Genomic DNA, 18,177 nt, shown 5'->3' with positions numbered 1-18,177 from the left:
ATTTTTCATATTGAAATGATTATTGTTTGATGATCATCTTCGACGTCCTGGTTCCATCTTCAAAAATGGTGTTCAGCATATAAGCGCCGCGTTGTATATCCCGCACATACATCTGGTTATTTTTTCCGGTAGCTGTCATCTTTTTAATGGGTTTGCCATCCATGGTATAGAGTACCAGTTGTTGAATGGGTTGGCGGGACTTTATATTCAGTGCAGCAATTACCGGGTTAGGATATACGAGTACAGATCTTCTGTCCATCATTATACTGTCTATTCCCTGTCGTGTCGGTCGGATGGTTGCATTGGCCGTAGGCCAATGCAACATTAAACATCCGATGACAAACAGTAACGACTTCACTATGCTGATTTTTTTCATAGAACTGCTTTTTAACGGATCAGGTTAATAACTCCTTTCTTTTCTGTTTTACTTCCATCCATGAGGGTAAGATGACATACATAGATGTATACGCCGGAAGGCAATGCTTTTCCTTTGTAGTTGCCATCCCAGCCTGTTGCCTGGGTATTGGATTCGAATACTTTTTCGCCCCACTGATCAAAAATGGTGAGGTGTAGTTGTTTGATGATATAACCATATACCAGCAACACATCGTTCTTGCCATCATTGTTAGGCGTGAATGTATTCGGGATGTAAATGCCGTCTGGTAAGGTTTTACCTTCAGCTGGCAGCGATACTTTGTCTTCACAACCCTTGGCACGTACGATCAGTTTCACGGTTTGCACCGGTTGTAAGCCTGTGATAATATGTACCAGCCCTTCTCTGCCGGAAGACGGCAATGTCCAGGTAGTACCACCATCTACAGATACTTCATATCCCGTAGCATTGGCGATCGCCTTCCATTTGAAGCGGATCATATTCACTCCTACACTGTCTACTGTTACCACTGGTGTGGTGAGTACAGGCAGTACATATACAATCGCCTTGGCGCGTGACAGGCCGGGGCATCCGTGCGTAAGTGTTTCGAGATAATAAGTGCCATCGGCAGCGATGTTGTTAATCGTGTAGTCGTTGCCGGTATGCAGGAGATTACCTCCTACTGGTGCGTCATACCAGTTGTATAATACACCTGGTTCAGGATTTTTAGCAGAGAGCGTCACATCAGATCCGTTGCACACGGTGAAAGAGTCTTTCACGATCTGTGCCACAGCAGGTGCATATACTTCCACTTCTTTGGTCGTATCACCCACGCAACCTTCAGCTGCCACGATGCTTAATTTCACCTGTTTGATACCTGGGTATTTGAAATACTTCGTGGTATCTTTTGCGGACGAACCTGTAGAGTCAGCGAAATTCCATTTCCAGCTGCTGATACCCACACCGTTGCTGGTAGTTGCAGTGCCTTTGAACAATGCAGCATCATTCACACAGCCGGTATAATCAACGGTGAAGTTCACCACCGGCGCCGGGATTACTTTTATTTCCAGGATGCTTTCAAAACTGTTGCTGCAACTTTCTATATCAGGATGTGTGAGCAGGATGGGTACATAATAGATACCTGGTTTGCTGAACACATAGTCGTTTGGTAACACGAAGCGGTAATACTTCCGGTCGTTGCGGATCACAGAGTCCAGTGGTACCGGGTTGGTTTGCAGGATATCTGCTTTAGGCGCAAGGTTTGCTACCTGGCTGAATTTCCAGGTGATAGCCGTTGGTTTCACCGGTATCAGCATCGAGAACCGGAACGGTGTATTGGCGCAGGTATAGGTGTTGTTCTGTCCTGTATTATTCAACACGTTGTTGAATGCAGGCAGGATATTCAGATTTTTCACCAGGGTACCGGCATTGTAGCCATAGCTTTCCACGCTACCCAAACCATAGGTTACCGCAGTAAAGGCGGAGTCGCTGGTAACGGTACACTGTGCAGGCGCCGCTGCCCAACGTTTTACCACTACCGTGTAACCACTGGCGTTAGGATGGGGATAAGTATGGTCGAAGGTACCACTACCATCGATCAGCAGGGAGGACAGACCTCCTGTTGGTATTATGAGGGTCAGATAGTTGACGTTGATAGACTCCCGTGTATTACGATACAGGCCTACTCTTTTGATACCCTGTTCTACAGGACTGATGTAAATCATTTCAGGGTCGCCATCGCCGTTTGTATTAGCGCAGCTACCGCTGGATGCCATGTACTGGGCTACCATGATTGGCTGGTCTGCCTCAATTTTATCAGCCGTATTACTTTCAAACTGATAGAACCGGTTATTGACTAAACCTGTTAACTTGAAGCCATTTACTTTTACCACAGTGGCAGGATCTTTCACCAGCACACGGTAGATGTTCGTCATCAGTGAGCTCGCAGCTGAACTGTTGGAAGTAGGTGCTGTGAGATATTTTTTACCCCATGCCTGTGACGGGAAGTTTTGCTGAATCAGGTTATCTCCTGAACTGCCGACATCTCCGCCGCAACCGATGCCTGTACGGCTACTGCCGGAAAACACCGCCATCGGGTAACATTTTCCATCTTCGTTGATGATGGATCTCACATGGCTGCCGGATAAATCGTATCCTTCGCTGCCGCCACCCGGCATCATAGCACCGAGTACCTGGTATACTTCTCCTTTATTCAGTGTAACCGTAAACGTTGTATTTGCCGGTTTACCGCCAAGGGTTGGTACAGAAGGGGTGATTTCTACTTTGGTATTATCATAGTCGGCTATTACATAGAACCAGGAATAAGTATCGGTGCTGTAATTCTGTCTGGATGACAGCGTAGCATATTCATAGCCGTAAGTACCTACCGGCAATAGCATGGTAGCACCGGAAGAGGCACTGCCATAAATATGTGCGTAGGCAACAATGGGCACATCACTTTCTATGCTGATGCCTTTATCAGAGAATCCTTCTTCTATGAGGCGGGCGTCATTCAGTCCGCTCTTTGGTATTATTTCGGTAGTGATGGTTTTATTGGCAGGAATGTGATATACACGTTCCCAGCTGGTACCATTAATACGTACTGTTACGTTGGAAGAATCCTGTGCATTCAGGTACAATACCATGTTCTGCGAGTTGTTGCCCGGGAAGAACTGGTGGTGACCATAACCCACCCAGAAGCGGGTACCCCTGTTGGAGCTGTCTGAAGGCTGCAGTAATTGTGTATTAGTACCGCCACCATTAAGACCGGTGAATTTATCCAGGAAGTGCAGTGAGCTATCCCTGATCACATTCGGGATATCATACACGTGGCTGAGTGAATCCACCATCCATGCATTGGCAGCATCTGTACGCGCCAAACGGATGTCTTTCTGGCGTTTGATAAAGCCCTGCCATGGATCCAGGTAGAACTGATCGATGTTAAAATTATAGGTGCCATTTGCAGGCGTAACATCTACATCTGTATAAAAATACATATAGGCGGCACCGGTAGCCAGGTTAGGCGGCTTAATACCGGAGTAGCGTCTTACAGCTATATTATTGGGTATAGCGGTACCGGGGTTCCAGGTAATTTTTGTAACCGTATCCGTACCAAACATAAATGTTTGGGTAACACCTGGTGCTGCTACAGCAGGGAATGCAGGCAGTACCGGAGGTACAGACGTAGGGAGGAATTCATAGGCACCCATATCCGGTACTCCTTCAGTGAGTCTAACCGGTCTGGCTGCGCCGTTGATATCCTTATCATTGCCTTCTATCTGCACACCACGACCATGGATCGCCCAAACTTCCGGATTTGCGATAGCAGGTTGCAGGGTAGTGTCATTAGTAAAGGCAGGTTTGTATACAATGGAATTTATATCCAGTGTGTCTGCTGCGATGTAATCATGCAGCGTAGCATAGGAACCTGCCGGTGTTAATTGTTTCACCAGTACAGTACCTTTTGTATACAGGGTATTGTAATCGCTTTTCAGGTAAAGCGGATCTGCCACGTACATGGCCACGCCACTGGTATCTGATGCGAAGATGTTGTTTTTGATTTTAACATTTCCGTAGTAAGAAGCAGTATGCCGGAAGTAAGCGGCATAGTTATCACCGGTGGTGACAGAACTGTTCAGTACGGAGTTGTTATAGTAGTTAAGATTAAGACTGCTTTCACTGTAAATGCCATAAGCAGCACTGCCGGTGGCTTGTACGCTGATTACGTTATTGGAAATGGTGGCCGCATCCGTCTGGTAAAGCTCGAGTGCACGTATTTCTCCGGTGAGATTTTTTCTGGCCACAATAGTATTGCCGGACACGATACCTTTTACACCGGCATTTGCTTCTGCATAATAGAGATATATGCCGTGTACATCATCCGTGGTATTGGTAGCGTGAACGTTGTTATGTGAAATCGAGTAGCCGTTAGTGTTATCGGTATAAATACCATAAGCATCAGCGGCCAGATTGCCACTCAGGTTCACCCGGTTGCGGAGTATCATCACGCTGTCTGTGTAGGTAGCATAGATACCTTTCGCATACGGTGTTTCCACAATATTGCTATCCAGCACCAATCCTGGTGTAACTGCATTATAAGAGCCATCCCAGTAAATACCATTTGATCCATTGGTGATGGTGTTACCGGTGATCACGTTGCCGGTACCTATACAGTCATCACCGTAAATACCACTCAAGGAAGAGCCGGTGCTGGTAGTAGCTGGTAATGGAATAGTACATGCAGCAATGCTGTCGTAAGAAGATCCTTTGGTATACACCACACCTCTTGCATTGGTGGTACCCGCTGGTTTAATAGTGATCGCTTTCCAGGTAACATAATCTACGCTGTCCAGCTTCAATACATAGTTTAAAGCGGAAGTGCCGGTGTAGGTCAGCGTAACCGCTGCAGCACTGTTTGTTTCGCTGCGGAAGGTAACCCTGTTTACATCAGATGCACCAGGTATATGATGCATGGTGATCTGCTCAGTATAGGTACCTGCTTTGGCGAGGAAGGTAACGGGACCGGCTATACCGCATTCCAGTTTGGAAACAGCGCTGCTGAATGACTGGAAGTTGGTGAGGCTGCTCGGCAATGCCGGGTTAATGGTATAGGTACCTGCCAGCAGGGGCGGGTTCAGGTTAGCCATTACCGTAGTAGAATAAGCACTGTCTGTGCCGCCACACACCACTAAGCAACGATAGTAGTTTTCGATGCTGATGGTAGTATTAAATGCACTCACAAACTGGGTGTCGCTGGCATTTACCCAAGGGCCGGTGGCCGATTTGGAACGTTGCCACTGATAGGTTTGTGTACCACCCGTGCTGTTGCCGGTGAGGTCCAGTTTGATGTCGGTACCCATACATACCGGTGTAAGCGGGAATACGCTGGATGTACCTGGTACTACCGGTTTACTGCAGTTGGGAACACTTACTTCATAAGCGCCCATATCTGGTTTGGTGGTACTTCTGGTAACGCCCAGGATATCGTTGGTGATACCTACTGCTTTACCTGTATTATCCAATGGAGAAATAACGGGGGCAAAGTTGCCGGCTACCGGATCTGCAAATACCGGTGAAATGAACAGGGAGTTGCTATCCAGTTTGGTAGCCGTTGTCCATGCCGCCAGGGTAGGGGAGTTGCCACCTACAAAGGCGGTATTGAAGCTGCTCTTTACATAGAGGTCATTATAATTGGAAGTGAGTACGGTACCGTTACCAATTGTTATACCTGTTCTGCTTCCTCTGCCTGCTCTGCTGATATCAAGAATATTATCAAAGAACTGAATACCGCTGGCGCTACCTGACTGATAAAAACCGGTAGTACTGCTGTTGGAAGTATTCTTTGCATCGTTCAGCACGATGGTGTTGTGGTAGTAGTAAACATAATCAGCGCTGTAGTTGGAGAATCCATATTGTGTGCTCTGATTACGGATATCATATATTACGTTGTTGAATACCCTGGCTGGATTAGTGGCGGTAGCATCTGCATAAGACATTTCCATGCCATAAAGAGAAGAGGTGGTGGTTAGCATGCCGCCTGCCAGGTTGTGGATACGGTTATTGCTGACTACTACGTCCGTTCCTTTGTTTTCCACGCTGATGCCGTAGATAGACCAACTACCATTTGTGCGGGAAGGTCTTGAAACATCATTATGATCTATTTTGGTATTGGTAACATAGCTTATATTAATACCGGTTTCATAATAATCTTTTACGGTATTGTTACTGATGATATTGCCGGTAGCAGATCCATTGGTCTGGCTGTAGATGATCACCCCGTAGTAGCCACCGGTGATGGTGTTTTTGGAGATGATATTGCCGTCACAATTATTGGTGGTACCAGTAGTTGCACTGGATTCACTGCCGTTAATCACGATGCCGGCATAGTCGGAATAAGTGCCTTCGGGGTCAGCAATAATGTTACAGCGGGTAATGGTATTACTATCTGCATTATTGAGCATTTGTACACCATAGCCATAGTCATCGCTGGTGGCATCTATGGTAAGACTATCAAAAGTGATATGATCTGCACCGCGCAGTTTGATCACTGCTCTTTCATTGTTGTCGGTAGGTGCAAACTTTATCTTGTTACCGTTACCGTTAAAAGTAATGGTATTGACAGCGGAGGTACCTGCAATGGAATCGAGTACCAGTTGCTCCAGGTAAGGACCGGAACCGGATACTACATTCAGTACAATAGGACCTTGTATACCACATTCCATCGCAGCTTTGGCAGCGTTGAAGCTGATAAAGTTGGTGGCACTGGCCGGTACGTTTTTATTAATGGTATAAGTACCTGCCGGGAAAGCCTGGTTAACCGTAAGCAGTATGGGTTGTGAGTAAGATGTATTCCCACTACATGTAACGGCTACACGATACCAGGAGGTAATTACCGAAGTAATGACTGTATCCGGGTTGGTCAGTATGCCACCTACGTTGGTATAGGTACCGTTGGCGGTAGCAGACTTTTGCCACTGGTAGGTTTGTCCCAATCCAATGGAATTATCCGTTAATGTTAATGACACCTTCCTGTTTACGCAAATCACTGCGGGACTTACCTGTGCGTTACCTCCCAGTGGTGGCGCAGTACAGGGGCCGGGTGTAAATTCGTAAGCGCCTATATCAGGTGTGGTGGTACTTCTGGTAGCGTTTTTAATATCCACCGTAATATTCACCGGAACTCCCCTGTTATCGATAGAAGCGTTTGCAGGCTGATAGTTGCCGCTGGCAACTCCTACGAACAATGGATTGGAGCTGACAGAACTACTATCCTGATGGGATGCGGTTTGCCAGTCGAGCAGACTGCTGTTGTTAGCGCCATAGTAACCAATGTTATTGGTACCGCCGTTAGCAACGAGATAGTAGTCATTCCTGTTGGCATGAATAGTACCACTGGTAGACGAGAAGTAAATACAATATTTATTGCCGCCGCCACTGCGTGTTACTGCAATAATATTATTGAGGAATTCAACCCCATCTGCCTGGGAGGTCTGATAAAATCCACGGGTAGTATAAGTAGCGCTGGTAGTGGAAGCTCCGTCCAGCGCAATAGTATTATGATAGTACCAAACGTTATCCGAGCTCGAATTGTAGAGGCCATAAACATCTCCCTTACCTGTAAAATTATAAAGGAGGTTATTGCTCACCACATTTTCCAGTTGTGACAATGCATCCGTGCTGCTGAAGTAAATGCCGTAGGCAGCATTGGTATTATTCGGTGCACCGCCAAAAGGATTGCGGATAGTGTTGCGGGTGATGTTTGCTTTTGTACTGAGATTGGTAAAATAAATACCATAGAAGGTGCTGACGTTGCTACGTGTGGGCCTGCTGATGATATTGTTTTCTATCAGGGTGTTGAAGGAACCGGTTACATAGATACCATAACTGTAGAAGTTACTGATCTTGTTATTGGTTAGTTTATTATTACCATTGGCAAAAGTATTGCTGCCGGTTAATGCGATTCCATAATAACCACCGTTGATGGTATTATCAGAGAAGATGTTAAAATCACATTTTGCTTCACCGGTAGAAGTAGCCGATGTAGCACTGCTGCTGATCACTATACCTGCATTGCTGCTGGAAGTATTGGTGGTATCCAGGATAAATGTACAGTTACGGATCGCATTATAATCTGCATCATTTGTCAGGTGTACACCCCAGCCATTGTTGGTGACAGGGTTTTTAATAACCAGGTTATTAAATGTGAAATAGTCCGCATCAGACAGTTTGATCACTGCCGGAGAAGACGATGTACCCGCATAGGTGAGCGTATCTCCGTTACCGTTAAATGTAATGGTATTGGTAGCAGAGGCACCTGGTACAGGAGTGATTACCAGTTGCTCACTATAGGCGGTACCACCGGGTGCCACATTGAAAATAACAGGACCATTGATACCACATTTGATCCAGTTGTACGCATCATTAAAAGAGGCAAAGTTGGTACCACCGGTAGGCAACGCCTTGTTGATGGTGAAGGTACCTGATATTGCAGGCGGTGAGGTAACGGTAACGCTGTTGGAAGTAGCTGTGAGGTTAGTCGTTACACAGGTTACTTTACAACGGTAGTACCTGGTGGCTGGTTGAGTAGTCACCAGTCTGTTGGTAGTATCATTAACGATATTGGACCAATTCGTATTGTCGGCAGATGATTGCCACTGGTATTTAAGACCAGATGCAATGGTCGCGCCAGTGAGGGTAACTGTTACCTGCCCGTTCATACAAACGGTAGCAGGATTGGCAGTAGCTGTACCTGCTGAAGGTGTTCCTGTACAGGCTACTGCGGGCGTCCAGGAAAATATAACGTCAGGGCGGGTTGTCATGGTACCAGAGTTACTGGTGGAGGTGGTACCACATAAATAGTTCATGCCATCCGTACGGTAAGTATGTGAACCATTAAAAGGAAGTCCTGTTGTCCAGGGAACTTCGGGGTTATGGGTGTAGGTAAGGCGGGTATCTGAATCAGGTGCGCCATTACAGATTTCTATCACAATGTTATCTGAACCATTCCAGAAGAAACCTGAAAGGAAGTTGAGCGTATTGGTACCCACCACAGGCAGGTAGTTAACAGGACCAAACACCTGGTTACTGATCGTGATCCAGGTGGCATCGCTGAGGGTGGTATCTGTAGTAGTACCAATTTTAATGGTGTATTGCTCAATGGTATCTGTCGCATTGAGGTTGAGCACCTTGTATTTAAGGCCGTTGATAACGCCGGCATTCATTCCTGCTGCATGGAGTTCTGAAGCGCGATACAGGTATTGTGTCCTGGTGCCTTCATAGTAATCCTGCAGGGGACAAGGATAGCCCAGATCAGTATTACCGGAAGTACCGTGACCAACACTGATATCTGTTTGTGCTGATAGCCGGCATGCCAGCATCAGCAGTACTCCTACAAGTAATGTCGTTTTATATAGATAATGAACAGTACAATTTCTCATATGAGGTATTTAAATTTGGTTGATGCGATTAAAAGCTTTGCCAGGTGATCCAGGATTTTCCATCCCTGGCGCTTACCATGGCATAGGTAAGTGGGCGGAGTTGTACGAGGTAATACCCCATTGGGTCCGCCATCAATGATCTTGTTTTTTCTACCGGGGTTTTATTGGCAGGCATGCTACCGGAAAAACCGATATCATTAAAGATGATCCTGCCATCGGAGGTGTAGGTAGGTGCGCTGTAACCGGGGCCATAAGCGATGATGTTTCCGTCATCTCCCCTCAATACAAAACCCAGCAAATCCAGGTCTGTACCCGGACCATTTATCTGCGGATAGTAGGTGAGAAAAGCATAACCGGGTAATGAATTAAGATGGAACGCATTGTCCTGACCGTTTACATGAAAGCCGCCGTCAGTGGCCCAATACTTTTCGTTTTGCACGGCATACTCGTACCATCTTTTCGGGGCAGCATAGTCAATTGCAACCGGTGTAACCGTTTCCGTGATACTGGCTGTTTTACCGCCAGCGGTAAAGTTGATGGCACCGTTTTCCCATTTTACCTGATCAAAACTGCTGATGGTAATGCCGTTGTCGTTAAACGCCGGTGATAATGAAATGCCGGTGGACGTATAGGTGTAACCGGTAGTTTTCGTTTTTACTTTCCCATCGGCTATCCAGGTAAAAGTTATTTGATGCAGGAAATTATTGATGCTGATGTCATAGCTACTGGAGCCTACTGTCAGCCGGTGAAAGTAGGTGAGTATCGCCCCAATGCTATCGATAGAGCGGTTGATTTGCTGCTGGTAATAGGCTGTTTTTTCCTGCTGGGTAGCCTTTATCAAAACAGCTTTACTCTTGTTGAAACGACCGGTGAGCCAAACAGAATCACCAGCGGCGCCATTGATAGCAAATTCGAAGTCAGATCCCAGTCCCTGACCATCCTGTCCGCCATTATGACTGGCATCCGGATCGCATAGTACATGGAGATAGGAATAAGTGTCGAACAGGAGACAGGGCTGCTGTAATGCTTTCAGGCGCCAGCTGCTTTCTTTTACAGCATTGGTGCTGGTTGCCGTGAAATCAGAAAACATCTGTACCCGGTTGGCATCAGAGAAACTGAAATAGAAGCCGTATACGCTGCCGGGTACACCTGCGGGATATACCAGCGCTCTCCAGCCATATGGCGCGCTGGTGAGTACCTGCTGATAGTGTGACAACGCTTCATTGATACGTTCATCGGGTGACTTATCAAAAACGGGATCCGTTTCCTTTTTACAGGCAAACATCCCGGTCATGATGAATAATAAACAGATCAGATTATTTTTCATACTATTATTTTTACGCCTTGCGAAACCTTGCATTTAATAGAGTAACTGATTAATTTCTTTCCTGGTGCGTGTTTGTAGACTATAGAAATTGATATTCCAAACTGTTAAAAAATAGCTGACCACCATGGCTTCTTTCTGGCGTAAACGGGACTGTGCTACTGCTTTTGTCACCCCATTGATACTGGTTCCTTCCGGAATGCTGTTGACGATCGCATCAAATCCGCTCTTACCTTCTACCAGCATGGTAGATACCATTTCCACAAAGTCTTCATCAAAAGCAGACATCGCATAGGGTGTTACAAAACCATCCTGGCGTGCTTCCATATCGGAAATGTTGTTCCAGTTACCGGTATAAAAGCCTGCGCAGATCCGCTTGAATGCTACCGGGTACATCACTGTTTGATGCAGGATATGTCCGAACTCATGTTCTATTACATGAAACATCTGTTTCACATTGGCAGAGTCAGAGAGTTTGTAGCCATCCATAGATTTCGTTAAGAAATCATTTACCAGGTACAACACTACTTTGCGTCCACCTTCTGCGGTGCCAAGGGTAATGGTGCCGTTTTCATTCCAGCTGGCGCTACCGGAAAGAATGAAGTACTTGGGACAGTACTTCTTAAAGAAGAGGTTGCCGGCTTCGGCGATATAGGTATTCATCCATACTTTCCGGATGGCCGACATCACTGGGATTATTTTTTCTTCTTTAGGTGGTACGAGTGTTTTATTCAATTCAAATTCGAATTGATCCCATTTGTATTTTACTGCAATGTTAAAAGGCACGGTAAGCGTGTCATGCAGCCATTTGTCCAACGGAGAAGCTGCCCAGGTGTCTCCACCCAGACCGGGTATATCTTCTACATTGCCCAGGTCTTCTTTCTTGCTGCAAGCCATCAGCAAGCATAAGGGAATGATGAGTAAGAATGCTTTCATTTGAATAGGTATTTATGTTGATACGATCGCTGTATTGTTATCTTGGATTTAATGATAAGCCGGAGGTAGTAGCAGATGCCGGTATCTGGAACAGGCGGCGTTTATCATCTGCTTTCAGCTCCAGTGTTTGTCCTTCCCGGGTTTTATGTACAACTGGTATTTTGTATCGTTGCAAATCAAACCAGCGTTGTCCTTCCTGTAAATACTCTGCCCGCTTAAAATCAAGGATGGTGCGGATGCAGGCGTTTTTGACATCGCTGATGCCGTAAAAGTTCTGCATGTCGGAGAGAGAAATATTATGCTGGGAGGGATTGTAATTCCTGATACGTTTGCTGGCGAAAAGGTTGAGATCTTTAACTACTGCACTGGTGTTATTGAGATAAGTATTGGCTTCCGCGCGGTTAAACAATACTTCTTCTGTGGTAAACAGTGGCACCATCACATAGGGTTGGCCAATAGTGGCGTTGACGGAGTTCTTCACAAAATATTCAGTCAGCTTGGGAACAAAGTAATCCTGTGAACCATAGTAATAGATCGGATACACCCATGTGCCGCCGGTTACATTACGGCCTATGATCTGGGCTTCATGTGCGTAATCGAGATCATAGCGTAATCTGCCTACATTGCGTCCCCAGAGAGAAGGAGCTTCAGCAATCAGGAGGTTGGCTCTTTCGTTGGCATTGGCATAGAGGTCAAAGATTTGAGCAGGTGACATACTACCATACACGGTATTCCATTCGCGCATGTTGTTGGCCACATCATTATTGGAAAATGTATTGTCGGCATAGGCTACTACTTTGGCGTAATCTTTTTTGAACAGATAGAAACGTGTGGCAAATGCATAGGCAGCACTGCGGTTAAAATGAAAACGGGGAACACTATACGCATCATCGCTGATTAGCGGCAGTCCTGCCAGCAGATCTTTCTCCACCATCTCATACACATAGGCCACGGTTTTGCGGTCGTATTGTTTCATCACCACTGTTTCAGGTTCCGTTACATAAGGAATACCGGGATCATTGGCGGCAGTAGTGGCATCGTAACTTTTAGCGAAAATATTGACCAGCATAAAATGTGCATAGGCTCTGGCTACCAGTGCTTCGCCACGCTGGTGTGCATACAATGTCGGATCGGCTGCATTGTTACATGCCTGCAGGGCCTGGTTGGTTGCGGCAATGGCGGTATAACAAGCCTTCCAGTAATCTTCCGGCGAGTCTTCATCTATTGATTGAATGTCGTTGAACAAATAGGCGTCTTCGTTAGGGCGGTAGTATGCGCCCACTCCTTTGTCGCCAACATTATCCGACATGGCTTCGCACATAGTAATGTAGCTGGATTGCGGATAGGCAGTGCCCAGTAATTTACTCACCTTGGCCGGTGAACTCAGGTCTGTCCAGGTGCTGTCAGGTACCTGCTCCAGGTATTTTTTACAGCCGCCTGCCAGAAGGGTCATCAATGCAAATGCCCCGATAAATACGGGTTTCATTTTGCGTGTATGGGTAGATGTTATATGGTAGATTGACATAGTTCCTTTTTTAAATACCAACTTTTAATGAAAAAGTGAATTGCTTTTGAATAGGCTGTGCCACCCCACCTGCATTAAAGAATTCAGGATCCTGTCCCTGTAATTTTTTATCTGCATAAATCAACCAGGGATTAATAGCAGCCGCGCTTACCGCGATGTTGCTGAGCCCTGCACGTTTGCTTAACTCACCTGGTAACTGGTAGGTGAGAGAGATGGTTTTGAGGCGAATGAAATCGCCTTTTGCCACTCTTTCTGTGGAGAAGTTGTAATTGTTGTAAGGGTGTGCACCTCTTATCAGCAATTGTTCAAAGGCATCCAGCATAGAAGGCACGGATGTTTTGCTTTCATCTCCCGGCATTACCCAGCGGTCGTAAAACTCTTTGGGCATGGCATCGAGATCAGAGTAGGTAGTTTTGAAAGCAGGATAGAGGCGGATCTTGTTGCCAAACTGATAAGTAAAAAATATGTTCAGTGATAAAGCTTTATAGCGGAATGTATTGGAGAAGCCACCGGTAACAGGTGGATCTACCGGACCTTCATATACCAGGTGGCTGGTGTTCAATGACTGGAGATTCACATCACCACTGTTGGCGCCATCCTGATTGATGAATGAGGGTGCGCCTGATTTGCCATCCAGCCCGGTGTATTGCAGTGAGAACAGGCTATGTACGGGATAGCCTTCTGTGTTGCCGCCTTCTGCTACTACCAGGTCAAAAATGCCGGGAATATTTTTTGCGTTGGTGATTTTGTTAACGCTGTAACCAAAGGTGACATTAGATTTCCAACCCCACGTTTTACTGCGGATGACATCTCCGCCTATCATTACTTCCAATCCTTTTGAGTCCATGTCAGCATAGTTGGCCGCTTTGTACATTTCGCCACCGATGCCGGAAGTTTTGATGCGGCTGATGAGGTCAAAGCTTTTGCGGGTATATGCATCCAGGCTGAAGTTCAGACGTCCGTTGAAGAATCCACCGTCCAATCCTATGTTGGTAGTATATAATTTTTCCCAGGTGAGTTCATCGTTTTGCAGGTGTGATAACCTGATCACTGATTCCACTTCTGTCTGGTGCGGCCGGTTGGTATTTACAGTTTGATAAACAATGTTGGAATTTGTAGCAGGCCCCATGCTGGCAGTGAGCCCATAGCTCACGCGCAGGGTGAGATAATCCAGTTGTTTGATGCGGGCCGCAAAATCTTCACGGTCTATATTCCAGGATCCTGCTACGCTCCAGGTGGGCAGCCAGCGTGCTTTGCGCGACTGTCCTAAACGGTTGGAGCCATCATAACGTCCGGTAGCGGTAAAGTTATATTTGTTGTTATAGGCGTAGGTACCGGTAGCATAAAAGGCTGCAAAGCGATCGTAATCTCTGCCCATGCCGAAGTAAGGGAAGTTGCTTTCAATTGTTTGTTTGAGTATACGATAATCGGTGAAATTGGCGCCGCCATTGTCGTACTGGTAGCCGTATCCGGTGTTGGACGCATTTTGGCGGTCAGCATACTTTACCTGTTGACCTACCAGTATGTTGACGTTATGTTTTTGCGCAAAAGTGTCGGTATAGTTAAGACCATTGCGGAAGTCATAATTCAAGAGCTGATCTTCTGTACGATTGTAGAAACCGCCGGCAGGTAATACAATCACTGGTGGTGCATCCGGATTTTCCGGATCGCGGTAAAGAAATTTGTTTCTTTCTGCGATGGTAGCATTTCCTGCGGAGCGATAGGCATTGGCCATGTTGGCATTTTCTGTGATCTGGTGTTCACGGGAAGACTTTACATACCTGATAGCGCCGGTGAATTCGTAACGGAGATGCTTTGTCAGCTTCCAGCCGAGATCTCCCTGTAAACGTAAATCCATCATATTCAGGTCCAGGTAATTGTTTTCCAGTTCGTTGATGATGTTGAATGGTGCATAATTTCTCCGGAAGTATTCCAGCTTGCCATCCTCATCATAGGCGGTGAGTGTACGGCTGGTATTGAGGGAGTAGCTGAATGGATTGATATCGAAATCGCGGTCGTATTGCCCTTCTACAGGGTTGCTGCTGCGGGTCAGTGCTCCCGGAGCTTTCTGCCGGCGTACGGAAGCCAGCGTAGAGAAGCCTGCAGTAAGTCTGTCTGAAAATTTATAGGTATTGCGATAGTTAAGTGTATAACGGGTTACTTTGTCAGCCAGCGTCCAGCCGTTATCGCTGTAGAAGCTGGTAGAGAAATAAGATTGTGATTTATCGGTACCGGATGAAATGCTGAGGGAATGTTCCTGTACAAAGTTGTTACGGAACAGCAGGCCAAACCAATCGGTGTTGGCTTTGGCGTAGCGGAGTAGAAATGCTTTGCGGTGTTCCGGATCGTTTTCCACAGGGAAGTTGCCGTTTTTATCTGCATCCAGTTTTTCGTACAACTTGCCGAAAACGCCGATATCACCCTGTGAAAGGATGTCGGAGTTGAGGATTCCTTTTCTTTCCAGTTCCGCCAGCACAGACATTTGCTGGCCGGAGTTCATGATATTGAAATTGTTGTAGTTGGGTTTCAGCTGCGTGCTGAAGTTGCCGCTGTAGGCAATAACGGGCTTGCCTGCACGCCCTTTTTTAGTAGTGATGACCACTACGCCGTTCATGGCGCGGGCACCGTATAAGGCCGCTGCCGCAGCATCTTTCAGGATGTCGAAGCTTTCAATATCATTGGAGTTCAGTCCTGCTACGGCGGATCCCAGCAGGGTGGTAGGGTCGCCGCTGGAAAGCTGGTCGTTGGAGATATTCACCACATCTTCCAGTACAACACCATCCACTACCCATAGCGGCTTGTTATCACCGTTGATAGAGGTAGCACCGCGGATACGTACTTTAGGGGCCGTACCAAATGTGCCGGATACATTTTGAATGGCAACGCCGGCTACTCTTCCTTCCAGCATACGGCTCACATCTGTAAGCCCGTCTATTTTTACATCTTCTCCTTTCAGCCTGGTAGCTGCGCCGGAGAATTTAGTTTTGTCGATGCTCTGAAAGCCTGTTACCACCACTTCCTGCAGGCGGGTGGGTTTTTCTTTCATTACGATGGTGATGGCGCCGCTTCTGAATTGGGCTACGCTGACTTCTTCTGTTTTGTAGCCGGTGAAATTGAATACAAGGATGGCATCGTTGGCTATCTTTTTCAGTTCAAATGCGCCTTTATCGTTGGTGGTGACGCCGCGGGAGGTGCCTTTAATGATGATGTTTACACCTGGCAACGGTTCTTTCTTTTCATTGGTAACAATTCCTTTTACATCGGTAACGGGAACGGTAATACGTAATAGTGTATTCGTTACAGTGAGTAGTGCCGGCTTTTTTCCGTTATCGTGTTTAATGACTACACGGTCATACATCACGCTATAGGAAAGGGAGTAGGGGGTAAGTAATTTGTTCAGCAGATCGCCGACTTTCTCATTATGTGCATTCACACTTACTTTGTTGGCATCCAGTACTTCATTGCCTACATACACGAAAGATACTTCGGCGAGGTTACTGATCTTTTCCAATGCGTCTTTCAGAATGACATTCTTTAGTTCGATGGATATTTTTTTGTCGAGAGCATCCTGCAAACTGTTGCCGGCTTGGGCCTGCGTCACTGCCAGCAGGAGCAGTAAACAATAAATAAATGATAGTTTTCTTTTGAACATAGTTATAGTTTATTGGTTTCGTTCTGGGCATAGGATCTCCGTTCCGGTTTCTGGACAAAACCGGGCAATAGAAGGCCTTCTGCATATGCAGGGTGTTTTTTAATCAGTCATATAATGGCAATACACTAGCCGGACAATAAGGATGTATGCTGTTTCATGGACGATTCAGTTTGGTTGAGTGATTGCTACGGATTATTGATTCGGTAAGTATGGGCAATAGGTGGCCGTATGATCAAATGGTTTGCATTTGATCAATTAGTTAACCAGCATGAATGTCATTCAGGCTAAAGGTCACCAGGATAGTATACCAGACTTAAATGGTTTCGTTCTTTCTTTAAATTTTGGTTCAGCTTTGTTGATAGCAGTTTCTATTCATCATCATCTTGAATATAGTTTGGTTAACGATATCGCGGTCATCTGTTCTTATTTACAATTCCCACCAACAATGATATACCCGCTGTTGGCATTGTCTTTTTTCACGCGGGCATCTAAAGAAAAGGCAATTAATGAAAGCGCTTTTTCCAAATCGTCCACGGTGTTAAATGATCCGTAAAACCTGCACTGAGCGGACCGTTGATCGGTTACTACCGGCACATTGTAATATCTCTGCAGGTCGGCTGCTACTTTGGCTAAAGGATCTCCCTTATAGATAAATTTACCACTCATTTTTTGTGCGAAAAACCTGGCGTCATCAGTGGCATCCTGTAACTGCAGGTCGTCCGAAGCCGGATTATACACGGCGCTTTTGTTGGCGGTCAGTACCAGTGCTTCATTTTTATGTGGTTGACTTTCCCTGGTATTTACCTGTACCATTCCTGATACCACTACCACTCTGGCAATGTTTCCTTCATGTACTTCCATATTAAAGGAGGTTCCTAATACGGTTGTATTTATTAACGAAGAAGAAATAATGAAAGGATGTTGGGCGTCATGGTTGATTTCAAAAAAAGCTTCTCCTTTCAATGTTACTTCGCGGTTTTTTTTATCAAATATCTCCGGAAAAGTAATACTGGAATTCTTTTCAAGATATACCACTGACCCATCCGGCAATTTCACTGTTTGTCTTTCTGAAGTTGTGGCAAATACCTTTTGTTTTACCCGGTGCTGTAACAGCATGTACCCTGCGGCTCCCGCCAGCAGTAGTACCACGGCGGCAGCAGCGATCTTCTGTTTGTAGAGCCTGAAAATACCTTTGAAAGAACTATCCTTTATGCCTATACGTTGATGAATGTTTTTCAGCATTCTGTCGGACAGGCGTTTATCTAATATATGCTTTACCGTTATGATATCAGCTTCAAAATATTCTGCGGCTACCATTTCCAGCTCAGCAAAGTCATTGGCATCGAGGTATTCCATCATCCACTCCTGCTCTGCGGCAGTCCAGTTGTCTTTATTTAACAGTTGTTTGAGATATTCCTTTCTGTTGGGCAC

General features: G+C 46.0%; 7 protein-coding genes. All 7 read right to left on the bottom strand.

Annotated elements, in window-relative coordinates; genetic code table 11:
• Window positions 1–19 precede the first annotated feature (19 nt).
• A complete protein-coding gene (locus tag AB4Z08_RS30410) occupies window positions 20–376 on the bottom strand; it encodes a T9SS type A sorting domain-containing protein (protein WP_441577559.1) in 357 nt (118 codons plus the stop codon).
• Window positions 377–387: 11 nt separating this feature from the next.
• Window positions 388–9,309, bottom strand: a complete 8,922-nt coding sequence (locus AB4Z08_RS30405) for a gliding motility-associated C-terminal domain-containing protein (RefSeq protein WP_441577558.1) — start codon at window positions 9,307–9,309, stop codon at window positions 388–390.
• 28 nt (window positions 9,310–9,337) lie between these two features.
• Complete coding sequence (locus AB4Z08_RS30400) at window positions 9,338–10,636, bottom strand: DUF4302 domain-containing protein (protein ID WP_441577557.1); 1,299 nt, start codon at window positions 10,634–10,636, stop codon at window positions 9,338–9,340.
• 33 nt (window positions 10,637–10,669) lie between these two features.
• Entirely contained in the window at window positions 10,670–11,569 is a 900-nt protein-coding gene (locus AB4Z08_RS30395) for a zinc-binding metallopeptidase (protein WP_441577556.1), read from the bottom strand.
• Window positions 11,570–11,606: 37 nt separating this feature from the next.
• A complete protein-coding gene (locus AB4Z08_RS30390; RefSeq protein WP_441577555.1) occupies window positions 11,607–13,094 on the bottom strand; it encodes a RagB/SusD family nutrient uptake outer membrane protein in 1,488 nt (495 codons plus the stop codon).
• 10 nt (window positions 13,095–13,104) lie between these two features.
• Window positions 13,105–16,746: a SusC/RagA family TonB-linked outer membrane protein gene (locus AB4Z08_RS30385; RefSeq protein ID WP_441577554.1), complete on the bottom strand. Its 3,642-nt coding sequence runs from the start codon at window positions 16,744–16,746 to the stop codon at window positions 13,105–13,107.
• A 423-nt stretch (window positions 16,747–17,169) separates the two neighbouring features.
• On the bottom strand, window positions 17,170–18,177 hold the full coding sequence (locus AB4Z08_RS30380; protein ID WP_441577553.1) for a FecR family protein: 1,008 nt from the start codon (window positions 18,175–18,177) through the stop codon (window positions 17,170–17,172).

The organism is Chitinophaga sp. RAB17 (genome assembly GCF_052114225.1).
In the GTDB taxonomy this organism is placed as follows: domain Bacteria; phylum Bacteroidota; class Bacteroidia; order Chitinophagales; family Chitinophagaceae; genus Chitinophaga.
Note: the sequence above shows the minus strand (reverse complement) of the source record. Positions and strands in the feature narration are given on the sequence as shown.

Bases quoted from the DNA above. Each gene is read 5' to 3' on its own strand.
- AB4Z08_RS30410 (WP_441577559.1), bottom strand. From the start codon at position 376: ATGAAAAAAATCAGCATAGTGAAGTCGTTACTGTTTGTCATCGGATGT.
- AB4Z08_RS30405 (WP_441577558.1), bottom strand. From the start codon at position 9,309: ATGAGAAATTGTACTGTTCATTATCTATATAAAACGACATTACTTGTA.
- AB4Z08_RS30400 (WP_441577557.1), bottom strand. From the start codon at position 10,636: ATGAAAAATAATCTGATCTGTTTATTATTCATCATGACCGGGATGTTT.
- AB4Z08_RS30395 (WP_441577556.1), bottom strand. From the start codon at position 11,569: ATGAAAGCATTCTTACTCATCATTCCCTTATGCTTGCTGATGGCTTGC.
- AB4Z08_RS30390 (WP_441577555.1), bottom strand. From the start codon at position 13,094: ATGTCAATCTACCATATAACATCTACCCATACACGCAAAATGAAACCC.
- AB4Z08_RS30385 (WP_441577554.1), bottom strand. From the start codon at position 16,746: ATGTTCAAAAGAAAACTATCATTTATTTATTGTTTACTGCTCCTGCTG.